We start from the raw sequence: 11,256 nt of genomic DNA on the forward strand, positions 1-11,256 counted from the left end.
GATTAAGCCCCCTCTCTTTGATGAGCATTTCCAAGATAGACTTTCCCGTCTTTAACTTGTACGTCAAATACTTGGAGCGGCAGCGGCGGGGGTGTTCCTGGAATATTGATACCCATTTTAGTATAACGTCCACCATGACAAGGGCAGTGAAACTGATTTGGAAACGATGGGTCTGAATTCCACCCCACAGTGCAACCTAGGTGGGTACAAATTGGAGATAACGCCACAATGTCGTTACCTTGCTTAAATATGTAAGCGAGATTGATTTCATCAAACTCATGCCAACCATCTACTCTGTGTACGCTGAATTGGAAACGCTGGGGCTCATTTGTTAGTTTACTAACATCAGCCACCTGAACCATCGATCCCTTCGTTTTCGGACGAAGCAAAGGATCAATAGCAAAGCGTGCCATCGGCGCAATCATAGCAGCTCCCATGAAACCGCCTACACCCATAAGCGTGTAGTTGAGAAATTGGCGTCTGGTGACATCTTGCTCTTTGTTGCTCATATTTCCCCCCCTGTTCTATCGGAAATTCGAACACAAATTAAGTTCACACATAATACTAGGACATTCCCATGATAGCGCAATCTTCTGATAACTGTCAATAAATTTTCACAGTTATCGGAAACATCTCTCTCTTTGAATTTGCGAGTTTTTTTGTGGGCATCCATCCTATCCCGCTCGTTTAACGCATTCCTGCCACTTTTGAGTTAAATAGATTTGTTTCACCCACTTAACTTGCTTTACTTTGATTTCATATGGTTTTTTATTACCAGACATTCTTACACTTGAAAATGTTCACAAATTTTTCTTATTTATTAAAAATATTATGTCGGATTAATGCGTATTATAGGTGAAAATGGGGCACGGCGACTCGAACTCTATTTCATCTGCTTGATTGTTTTTGACTCAAGTAACGATAGACTTGCTTTCCAATTACTAGTGAACCTGCGGCGCCCCGAGCCAGGTTACCTCGTGTGACCTTGCAAAATCTAGAGTTGGCAACGCTTTAGAAACACCCGAGCTTCAAGTGTTTCCAGTCTCTCTATTTTCGCGTTAAAAAGGCTAAATTTAAAAGCTTGATCACTTTTGCAGTGACCAAGCCTGAGTAATTTTTTTCATGATTTGAGCAACTTGTTCGTTTAAATAATCTTGCTTATAGGTTGAATCCATGTGTTCAATCGGAATCGCAGGCATCCACACCACTTGAACATGCTCGCCCAGCTCGTCTGTTTGAGTACGGCTAAAATCTGGATCTGACACTAGACAAACGATGTGTTTGAAATCGCTTTCTTTTATTTCTTGAATCCAGGGCTGGAAGAGGTCTTTCTTTTCCGCCTCATCGATCTTCTTTAAATAAGTAAAAGGTGGACTTAAAATGACTCGCCCTTTCAATTGCCGTTCGGTCTCTTCCCCTAGAAGAAGGCTGTAGTGCCCCTCAACAACCGCATTGCCCATTTCATTTCCCCATTCAATCGGAACAAATGGAATAAGTACAGTATCAATATATGCTTTCTCTTTGACAGACACATCCATGTCTTTAACCGTCCACTTCATGAGTCTCCCCCGCTTTCTTCACATTGGATTACTCTCGTCACTGCCATCTTCATCTATTTCTTTTTGTAAGGCTTTCAGTTGGTTCGTTAAGGTTTGAAAGACTTGTTTGTCACGTTTGGCCAGGGCTTCATCAATGGCTTTTGTCAATTTATCCAACGTGAATCTTTTTTCAGAATTCAAAAGGATCCGAGACGCCTCATGCCCATATCGCTCTTCTATATTCATCTCGGCAAAAGGCGGATCCTCTAAAACGGAGAGATAGGGAGCCGCGTGTGACGCCCCTTCAAAATCTAATTGTATATATATAGGATCATCTTGAAAAAGACGGATATCATGAAACGCTTTTTCCGGTTCATTCGTCTCCACTCTCTCTTTTCTATACAAAAAAGCAGGTGATGAGGAGTGCCGATCAGCAATTAACATAGCGCGGGGACATTTCTCTATGGAATCCACAAATCGCAGGAGTCCGATGATATGATCGTCACTTAATATATAATTTAATAACCACATACACTCTTTTGCTTTTAAATCATAACGACCCAGGAACCATTTCAGGAAACTTCTCTTTTCATTAATTGAAATGAGCTGTTCGATGGTCATCTTCCCCTTTACTTTCTTTACTATTTATAGAATCCAATCCCCATTGAAACGGCGTTAAAAGTTATTATCTTCCTGTTCATACAACCGTTCTAAGAATTCAATAAGCTCTTGATCTTGTGTTAAGCTAACAGCCTTTTCCAATGTTGTAATCGCTAATGTACGATTTCCCATTTCCCATGAGATTTCCCCAAATTCCTTCAAAAAATCAGGATCTTCACTAAAATAAGGGCAGACCGATTCATAAATTGGAAAAGCCTCTTCAAGCTGATCATCCTGATAAAGGGCATTGCTATAATACCAGGTCAGAACCGGATCTTCTAAATCCTCCATCGGTTGAAACAACTTAATAATTGCTTCATAGTCATTCTCTTCCCGATAAATTTCGACCAGCAGCTTCAGCGCTTCAACATGCTCCGAATCTTCTTCTAATAGCTCCGTGATCTGCTCGATCGCTTTCTTTGGCTCCCCAGCCTTAATCAGAGCTTTGGCCAGCCTGATCTTCAAGCGTTCATTATGCTCATCCTGCCTGACCCCGATCGTCAACGCTTCAATCGCCTCCGTAACCGCCCCTTCTTCTTCATAGGCATCCGCCAAAATAGGGTAAAGGGATGAGTAGGAAGGATCAAGCTCTTTTAATTTTTCAAGCTGGGTAATGGCCGTCTGGGGCTTTCCTGCTTGCATAGCTGTCACAGCATAACCAAACAGCCCGTCCAAAGTAACTCCTTTTTCAATTCCTTTATTATAATAGATTAATGCCTCTTCAAATTGACCTCGAAGACTTAATACCTCTGCCAATTTCAACGGGATGTTTTCATGTTCTAAAACCTCCGTATGAAGCACTTTTTTATAAAGCTCAATAGCCTCCGATACCCGCCCAATCTGTGCGTAGAATTCAGCGAGGGCGAAGCTTAAGATCGGCTCATCAGGACTTGTTTTGAGGGCCTGCAAAAGCCGCTGTTCGGCCGCTTCTTCTAAACCTTGCGCTTGATAAAGGTCAGCAAGAAGAACCTGTGCACTCAAATAATTAGCATCGAGTGGATGAATATCCGTTAGACTATCGATGGCTTCATCCTCAAGATCAAGATCAATGGCAGCCTCTGAGAGCGATAAAGCATAACTTGAATCACCCGGATGTCGCGAATGAAGGTGTTTAAGAAGCTTATAGGCTTCCTCTGACATTCCCCAATCCAAGTATAATAAAGCGATTTCATAAGTCAATGGATCGTCCGCTTGTTTTAAGACGGTTTTAAGCTTCTCTAATCCCTCTTCATACTGTCCAGATTCAATATATGATATGGCGATTTGTAAGTGTTGTTCTAATGTTTGCATCTCACGACTCCTATACAGCTGCATACTATGTAAATCTATATTTAGTTTTATGATAGACGACTCGCCATTCTCTATCAAGTCTAAGGTTTATTTCTTTGGCTGTTTTCGTAAACTTTGTTGTTTTTTTTAGGCTCCAATAAGCTCGCTTTCCGCGGGCAATCCGTGAGCCTCCTCGGCAAAATACGCCTGCGGGGTCTCACCTGGCTTGCTATTCCCACAGGAGTCTCGCCTATTTCCACCTATTTTTTTATCAACTAGAACACTCTTTTAGAAAAGAGCCATTTCTTTTTATAAAAAATAAAGCACAGCCTTCATAAAACCGATCGCTCGCTTACCCGACTGGAAAACAAGCCTATTTTCGCAACTTTAAGTCTTACTTATCAAGATCGGGGTTGGCAAGGGGCTTTATAAAGAAAAAAAGAACCCGGTTTCTTTTAAACAGGGTTCAAAAAATATGGATGGAGTGGAGAGAAACCATTTGATTACATTATAAAGGACATAAATTAAAAAAACAATCCTATTTTTCAAAATATTTAACTTTATTTATTTTTTGTAAAGAAATCATAAAAGCCTGGGAAAGATACGGCAATGGCTTCCCCTTCTTCTAAGATAAGTGGTTGGTCTGTCAGTACGGCTGCCACTCCGAGCATCATCCCAATTCGATGATCGCCATGGCTTTTCACCCTTCCTCCCTTTAAAGAGGTACGAGGCTGACCCTGAATGATCATGCCGTCTGGTGTCGGCTCAATTTGGACACCGATTTTCGTCAGTTCCTCACAAACCGTTTGAATCCGGTCGGTTTCTTTCACTCTAAGCTCTTCGGCATCCTTAATGACAGTAGTCCCTTCAGCTTGACTGGCAATCAAAGCGAGGATCGGAATTTCATCGATTAAACGTGGGATAACTTCCCCGGACACTGTCGTGGCTTTTAAAGATTGCCCTTTGATATGCAAGTCTGCCACTGGCTCAAAATTCTCTTCTCTCTGATTAAGAAGTTCAATGGAGGCACCCATGTTTTCTAAAACGGTGAGAAGGCCCGTTCGAGTTGGATTAATCCCAACATTTTTAATGATTAGTTCACTGCCTGGTGTGATTAAAGCAGCGGCAATAAAAAAGGCAGCGGACGAGAAATCGCCTGGCACACGGATATGTGTGGCGGTCAGTGTTTGACCGCCTTTTACCCGGTGTGTCGTGCCTTCTGTCTCAATCGTAACACCAAAAGCCCTTAGCATCCGTTCGGTGTGATCTCTTGAAAGATGCGGCTCCTCGATCGTTGTTTCACCAGATGCCTGAAGACCCGCTAGAACAAGTGATGACTTCACTTGAGCACTTGCTACAGGTGACTGGTAATGAATCGCTTTTAACGCGCCGCCAACAATGGAAAGCGGCGCATAGCGACCGTTTTCACGTCCATAAAAGGTACCTCCCATATTTTTCAGAGGTTTTGTAACGCGATCCATTGGACGTTTGTTTAAAGAACGGTCACCGGAAATGACACTATAAAACGGCTGGCCCGAAAGCAACCCAATGATTAAGCGTGCGGTTGTTCCCGAATTGCCAACATCCAAAACCGTTTTCGGTTCGGTTAGTCCCTTTAGTCCATTGCCATGGATCGTCACGTGTTCACCATCGCGTTCAATCGTGACTCCGAGCTCCGACATACACCTAATTGTTGAGAGGCAATCTTCCCCCAACAGGAAGCCTTCAACCGTTGTCGTGCCTTCTGCAATAGAGCCGAGCATAACCGAGCGATGCGAAATCGATTTATCACCCGGAACCGTCATCTCTCCTGTAAATGTTTTACCTTTACTGTCAAATACGTAATCCGTCATTGTTATCACCTAATCATTTAGATATGTGTGGTAGCCATTACTTTCCAAGAGGGGAATGGCAAGATCGCGGTCGCGTTCGGTTTGAAACGAGAGGTGAAGGACACCTGAAATCGTTTCACGCAGCTCAATAATATTTAAGTTCATAAGGTTAAGTCCTGCTTCCCCAACAAGTGTTGCGACCCTTCCTAACTCGCCTGGATGGTCAGCTATATCCAGATAGAGGTCGTTTGAAGAAGGAATTGCACCTTTTTTCTTAACTGGAAACTGGTCACGAAAGGCTTTCGCCACTTCAAAAAAGCTTTTGATCCCTTGATTATCCTCATTTAATAAATCCATCTTAACTTGATTCATGACTTCTTCCCATGATTCAAAAAGGGATAGTAAAACCTCTCGATTATTTAAGGTAATATCCTGCCAAAGAATGGGATCTGAGGAGGCAATCCGCGTGATATCACGAAATCCGCCCGCCGCAAAACTCGGAAGATCAAATCCATCTTCTGGCCTGTTCCTAAGATGATGGACAAGTGCCGCTGCCACAATATGAGGAAAGTGGCTGATGACGCCCACCATTTCGTCATGCTTTTCTGGATCAACCACCAAAAGCTTGGCGCGCGTCGCACTGAGCCAGGCCTTTAACTGTTCAAGGCGTTCTGCAGGCACATGATCCAACGGTGTTAAAAAATAATAGGCGTTTTCAAACAGATCAGGTGTCGCCGCCTCCACACCACTTTTATGAGAACCTGCCATTGGATGGCCACCTATAAAAGCAACATGAGACAAACGCGCTTTGGCTCTTTCAGCAATTTGGGTTTTGGTGCTGCCCACATCTGTGATAATGACATTCGGTTTTAACGAAACATGACTCAAGCGATCGATTGCCTCCAAAATCGCCCCAACAGGTGAGGCAAGAATGATGATATCCGCATCCTTGGCACCGTCCTCAATGGAGCTGCCCTTTTCATGAACTATCCCCAATTCCTTACCTTTTTCAACAGCTAGAGGATTGGCGTCATAAGCGGTGACTCGGAATTGGTCAGATGAGTTTTGCATCGCTTTAATTAACGAGCCCCCGATCAGACCTAACCCGCAGATAAAAACATTAATGCTCATGAACAAATTCCTCTAGCAAGTGTATAATGGCCGCGTTCTGCTCTTTTGTTCCAATCGTGATTCGAACGGAATTAGGGCAGCCTAAAGCTTCACCTGACCGGACGATAAAGCCTCTTCTCAAAAGAAAATCGAATACTTCATCACCTGATGCTTTAAAATAGATAAGAATAAAATTCGATTCAGATGGATAGTACTTTAACCCTTCTTTTTCACAAAAAGCATAGTACTGAGCCAATCCTTCACGATTCTTTTCAACAGACTCTTGGATAAAGGCCTGATCCTTTAGCGCTTCAGTTGTAGCCGCCTGCGCGATTCGAGACACATTAAACGGCTCTCGAGTCGGTTCAATTTGAGCAATAAAATCCGCATCCCCAATGGCATAACCTACTCTTAAACTCGCTAACCCGTAAGCTTTTGAAAAAGTACGCGTGACAACTAGATTAGGGAAACGTTCAATCAACGGAATGGTTTGCGGGTAGTCTGAAGCCGTTACATACTCATAGTAAGCCTCATCACTGACAACAATCACATCTTCAGGAACCCTCTCCAGAAAGGCAACGAACGTTTCTTCAGGAATATAAACTCCAGTTGGGTTATTAGGATTACAAACCCAGACGAGTCGTGTTTGCTCATCAATTTGGGCAAGCATTCCTTCTAAATCCTGCTGTCCGTCGATAAGCGGGACTTGACGTACTTCAGCTCCATCCACAATGGCATTGTGACGGTACTGCGGGAAGGTAGGCCATGGGTAAACCGTGTTTGTCCCTGCTTCCAATAAGGCACGGCTTAACAAATGAATCAATTCATCTGTCCCATTTCCAAAAATAAGTTGATTTTCTGCTACACCTAGATGCTCACTCATAGCTTTTCGTAAATTCGTTGCATAGCCATCCGGATAGAGCTGGAGTTCATGAAGCACTGATTGGATTCCTTCAACCGCTAACGGTGAACAACCAAAAGGATTCTCATTGGAAGCTAGTTTCGTAATCTCCGAAAGGCCCAGCTCCCTTTTGACTTCATCCGTTTGTTTTCCGGGCTTATACGCTGTAAGTCCTTTTAATTGTTTTTTCAATGTAGTCACCTCAAAATCAGAGAGTGTGTTCACTCCCCTATATCCCATTTATTTTTTTATTATACATCAATGCTTTAACGCTTTAAATAGACAATTAAAAATTCCCTAGTTCATCTCGCTTCACCGCTAGTCTTTCGCGAAACGCTTGTCCATTTTAATGCGACCATCGCTTGTCAGACCAATTAGGCGTAACCACACAACTCGCTCTCTTCGGACGCGGTAAACCCGCCCTCATAAATCCTTATGTATCTCATAAAAGTCAAAAGGGAAGCGGATCGCCCCATTGCCCTTAGCAACGGGTCTACCCCTCCCTTTTGATTTTACCATTAAAGGTCATGAAAAACTCAGAAAAACTTTTGTTTCAGTACTTGTTTTATTTCTTGGACCGATTCAGCACGGGTCGCTTCATCTTGCAGCGGTTCAACTCGAGATTCGATTTCACGGACGATGGCACTTCCAACAATAAAGGCATCACAGTAGTTATTAAATTCTGCAACATGTTCTTTGGAAGAAATCCCAAAGCCAACCGCAATGGGGCTGCGGGATGCCGCACGGACGCGTTCTAGAAAGTTAAAGACATCCTTGCGAAAAGTTTGGCGGACACCCGTTACCCCGAGAGACGACACGCAGTAAAGAAAACCGTCCGCTTCCGCTCCAATTTTAGCAAGGCGAGCATCTGAAGTGGTGGGGGCAACGAGTGAGATTAAGGCGAGTCCATGAGCCCGACATTTGGCACGCAAAGCGTCACTTTCTTCAAACGGCAGGTCTGGAACAAGAACACCATCGAGTTCATTTTCAACTGCAAGTTCGATGAAACGATCCTCTCCTAATTGCATCAGTAAGTTGTAATAAGTGAAACAAATGACTGGAATCGTTAATCCCTTCTCACGCATAACAGGGACAAGTTCCATAGCCTTAAGAAGGGTCATGCCGCCATCAAGAGCTCGAATGGAAGCCCTTTGGATAACAGGTCCATCTGCCAGCGGATCCGAATAAGGAATGCCCAGTTCTAAGACGCGTGCGCCTATTTCCTGCAAGGCAAGTGCGAGTTCAACAGTCGTTTTCATATCCGGGTCTCCAGCTGTTATAAAGGGAATAAAATCAGGCGATTCACTTTTGGTAAAAGCATTAGCTAGTCGACTCATGCTTGCCCCTCCGCTTCCATCCGTCGTTTAATTTGTTCGACGTCTTTATCACCGCGCCCTGACAAGTTCACGACAATGGCTTGATCTTTGCCCATTGTTTTTGCCTTTTTGAAAGCAAGAGCAAGAGCATGAGCGCTTTCAAGTGCCGGGATAATCCCTTCAAGACGCGAGAGCAGCTTTAAGGCATCCATCGCTTCTTCATCCGTGATTGGTTCATAAACGGCACGACCTGAATCGGATAAATAAGCATGCTCAGGCCCGATACCTGGATAATCCAAACCAGCAGAAATCGAGTAAGGTTCAATTATTTGCCCATCCTCATCCTGAATCAAATAGGTTAAGGAACCATGAATGACACCTTTTCTTCCCTTAGACAGGGTTGCCGCATGTTCGGAAGTCTCAACGCCTAAACCTGCTCCTTCAGCTCCAAACAGCTTCACATCATCTTCCAAGAAAGGATAGAACATGCCGATCGCATTGCTTCCGCCTCCTACACAGGCTACGACTGCATCTGGCAGCTTCCCTTTTAGTTCAAGAAATTGTGCCCTTGTTTCATCGCCAATAACGCGTTGGAAATCGCGAACCATCATTGGATAAGGATGGGGGCCGACAACTGAACCGATTAAATAAAAAGTGTCTTCCACGTGCTCAACCCAATAGCGAAGCGCTTCGTTAGTGGCATCCTTGAGCGTATGGGAGCCGCTTGTAGCGGGCACAACTTCAGCCCCTAACAATTCCATTCGAAAGACATTAAGCTTTTGTCTTTCAATGTCTTTTGCCCCCATGAACACTTTGCATTCAAGTCCAAGATAAGCGGCAATGGTCGCGGAGGCAACACCATGCTGGCCGGCACCTGTTTCAGCCACAATTTTTTGCTTGCCCATTCGTTTGGCCAAGAGACCTTGCCCGATAGCGTTATTAATTTTATGAGCACCCGTATGGTTCAAATCTTCTCTTTTCAAATAAATTTCGGCGCCGCCAATGTGTTCAGTGAGGCGCGGAGCAAACGTGAGCGGTGTTGGACGTCCTGAATAGTCTTTTAATGTCCGGCGATAAGCTTCAATAAAAGCATCATCCTGCATCGCCTCTTTTAAGGCCGCCTCTAGCTCTTGTACAGCGAACATTAAGGTTTCAGGCACAAATTGACCGCCGAATTCCCCAAAACGCCCTCGTTCATCTGGATAAACTGTCATGTTGACACAACCTTTCTCTCTAATGCTTCGATTCGTGATCGTGATTTTTTCTCGGACGCTTCAATGCCAGAGGCCAAATCTATGCCATCTGGTTTATACTCTAAAAGGGCTGCCACATTTTCAGGCGTCACACCACCGGCAATCATGCAAGGCATGCCAAGCTGATGCGCCACCTCTAGATAATCAGGGACATAAGACCAATCGAACGCTTGCCCTGTTCCTCCTAAAGCGCCTGCCACCTTAGAATCCACAAGAAAGGCGTCTACGCATCCCGCGTAATCTTTCATCTTTTCCAAAGCACCCTCTTCGTGATGGATCACTTTCCACACCTCGCCATTGTACAGGCCGCGCAATTCTTTTATAAAGCAAGGGGTTTCTGTGCCGTGAAGCTGTATCACATCGAGGTGGATCGCCCTAAGGTGCTCGTTCAACTCTTCTAAACTAGGATTGACAAAAACACCGACCATTTTCTGATTGGTTGAGGAGGCTTGCGCAAGCCATTCCCCTACCCGCTCAGGGCTTACATATCGCTTGCTAGTTGGGACAAAAATAAATCCAAGATGGGTCGCTCGGCTTTGGCTTACAAGCTTATAATCCTCATAAGACCGATTTCCACAGTACTTTAAGTAAAGCGTCATGAGACCGTAACTTCTCCAAAGAGCTGCTCAATCCCGAGTTCTGGCGTTTCTGCACGCATGAGAGCTTCCCCGACTAAAGCTCCGTTTACGTGTTTACTGATTAGAAATTGAACATCATCCGGCGTTAAGACACCTGATTCACTGATGACTAGTGAAGAATCAGGCACCATCGGTAAAACCCGTTCTGTCACCTTCAAGCTCGTTTCAAAGGTTTTGAGATTGCGATTATTAATCCCTATTATTTTTGGCGAAAAGACAGTTAAGACGGATTCAAGCTCCTCTTCGTTATGCACTTCAACTAAAGAATCCATGCCTCTTTCCACCGCTTCTTGATAAAATTCATGAAGCTGGTTAGGCTCAAGGGCGGCAGCAATTAATAAAATCGCGTCTGCCCCAATCCGATCACTCTCTTCAATCTGTCTTTGATCAATAATAAAATCTTTTCGCAGGACAGGTCGTTTAACCGTTTTTTTGACACGGATTAAATTCTCATGTGACCCTTGGAAATAAGAACGATCGGTTAACACCGAAATGGCATCCGCCCCGCCTCGTTCATAGTGTCCCCCTACCTCTTCAGGGTCTAACGTTTCTTTAAAAACCCCTTTAGATGGAGATGCCTTTTTCACTTCCGCGATCAATCCCAGTTGGCGACGCGGCCGTGAAAGAGCTTCATAGAAGGAGACCCGCGTTAATCCTTCCACCCGCTCAGGCATTTGAAAATTTGCCAGCTCTTCTATTTTGGTTAACAAAATTTTTTCAAGCATGAATCGGACCTCCT

Annotated in this window: 11 protein-coding genes; all 11 read right to left on the minus strand. The window is 44.2% G+C overall.

What is annotated here, in order from left to right:
* Positions 1–2 precede the first annotated feature (2 nt).
* Positions 3–509 (minus strand): QcrA and Rieske domain-containing protein, encoded by a 507-nt coding sequence (locus PU629_RS14450; protein ID WP_275280769.1) that lies wholly within the window; start codon positions 507–509, stop codon positions 3–5.
* A gap of 576 nt (positions 510–1,085) precedes the next feature.
* Complete coding sequence (locus tag PU629_RS14455) at positions 1,086–1,559, minus strand: DUF2487 family protein (protein ID WP_275280770.1); 474 nt, start codon at positions 1,557–1,559, stop codon at positions 1,086–1,088.
* 18 nt (positions 1,560–1,577) lie between these two features.
* Positions 1,578–2,159: a ReoY family proteolytic degradation factor gene (locus tag PU629_RS14460; protein WP_275280771.1), complete on the minus strand. Its 582-nt coding sequence runs from the start codon at positions 2,157–2,159 to the stop codon at positions 1,578–1,580.
* A 54-nt stretch (positions 2,160–2,213) separates the two neighbouring features.
* On the minus strand, positions 2,214–3,488 hold the full coding sequence (locus PU629_RS14465) for a tetratricopeptide repeat protein (RefSeq protein ID WP_275280772.1): 1,275 nt from the start codon (positions 3,486–3,488) through the stop codon (positions 2,214–2,216).
* Between the two features lie 539 nt (positions 3,489–4,027).
* On the minus strand, positions 4,028–5,320 hold the full coding sequence (gene aroA / locus PU629_RS14470; RefSeq protein WP_275280773.1) for a 3-phosphoshikimate 1-carboxyvinyltransferase: 1,293 nt from the start codon (positions 5,318–5,320) through the stop codon (positions 4,028–4,030).
* Between the two features lie 9 nt (positions 5,321–5,329).
* Positions 5,330–6,430: a prephenate dehydrogenase gene (locus PU629_RS14475; RefSeq protein ID WP_275280774.1), complete on the minus strand. Its 1,101-nt coding sequence runs from the start codon at positions 6,428–6,430 to the stop codon at positions 5,330–5,332.
* Positions 6,420–7,502, minus strand: a complete 1,083-nt coding sequence (gene hisC, locus PU629_RS14480) for a histidinol-phosphate transaminase (RefSeq protein ID WP_275280775.1) — start codon at positions 7,500–7,502, stop codon at positions 6,420–6,422. The genes PU629_RS14475 and hisC overlap by 11 nt, the downstream gene beginning before the upstream one ends.
* Before the next feature lie 344 nt (positions 7,503–7,846).
* Complete coding sequence (gene trpA / locus PU629_RS14485) at positions 7,847–8,647, minus strand: tryptophan synthase subunit alpha (protein ID WP_275280776.1); 801 nt, start codon at positions 8,645–8,647, stop codon at positions 7,847–7,849.
* Entirely contained in the window at positions 8,644–9,840 is a 1,197-nt protein-coding gene (trpB, locus tag PU629_RS14490) for a tryptophan synthase subunit beta (protein ID WP_275280777.1), read from the minus strand. The genes trpA and trpB overlap by 4 nt, the downstream gene beginning before the upstream one ends.
* A complete protein-coding gene (locus PU629_RS14495; RefSeq protein ID WP_275280778.1) occupies positions 9,837–10,478 on the minus strand; it encodes a phosphoribosylanthranilate isomerase in 642 nt (213 codons plus the stop codon). The genes trpB and PU629_RS14495 overlap by 4 nt, the downstream gene beginning before the upstream one ends.
* Entirely contained in the window at positions 10,475–11,242 is a 768-nt protein-coding gene (gene trpC / locus PU629_RS14500) for an indole-3-glycerol phosphate synthase TrpC (protein ID WP_275280779.1), read from the minus strand. Before trpC ends, PU629_RS14495 begins: the two co-directional genes overlap by 4 nt.
* Positions 11,243–11,256: the final 14 nt, after the last annotated feature.

This window comes from Pullulanibacillus sp. KACC 23026 (assembly GCF_029094525.1).
GTDB lineage: Bacteria > Bacillota > Bacilli > Bacillales > Sporolactobacillaceae > KACC-23026.

Excerpts from the sequence above, each read along its gene's own strand:
- PU629_RS14455 (WP_275280770.1), bottom strand. The coding sequence starts at position 1,559 with ATGAAGTGGACGGTTAAAGACATGGATGTGTCTGTCAAAGAGAAAGCA.
- PU629_RS14465 (WP_275280772.1), bottom strand. The coding sequence starts at position 3,488 with ATGCAAACATTAGAACAACACTTACAAATCGCCATATCATATATTGAA.
- trpA (WP_275280776.1), bottom strand. The coding sequence starts at position 8,647 with ATGAGTCGACTAGCTAATGCTTTTACCAAAAGTGAATCGCCTGATTTT.
- PU629_RS14450 (WP_275280769.1), bottom strand. The coding sequence starts at position 509 with ATGAGCAACAAAGAGCAAGATGTCACCAGACGCCAATTTCTCAACTAC.
- PU629_RS14495 (WP_275280778.1), bottom strand. The coding sequence starts at position 10,478 with ATGACGCTTTACTTAAAGTACTGTGGAAATCGGTCTTATGAGGATTAT.
- PU629_RS14475 (WP_275280774.1), bottom strand. The coding sequence starts at position 6,430 with ATGAGCATTAATGTTTTTATCTGCGGGTTAGGTCTGATCGGGGGCTCG.
- PU629_RS14460 (WP_275280771.1), bottom strand. The coding sequence starts at position 2,159 with ATGACCATCGAACAGCTCATTTCAATTAATGAAAAGAGAAGTTTCCTG.
- trpC (WP_275280779.1), bottom strand. The coding sequence starts at position 11,242 with ATGCTTGAAAAAATTTTGTTAACCAAAATAGAAGAGCTGGCAAATTTT.
- trpB (WP_275280777.1), bottom strand. The coding sequence starts at position 9,840 with ATGACAGTTTATCCAGATGAACGAGGGCGTTTTGGGGAATTCGGCGGT.
- aroA (WP_275280773.1), bottom strand. The coding sequence starts at position 5,320 with ATGACGGATTACGTATTTGACAGTAAAGGTAAAACATTTACAGGAGAG.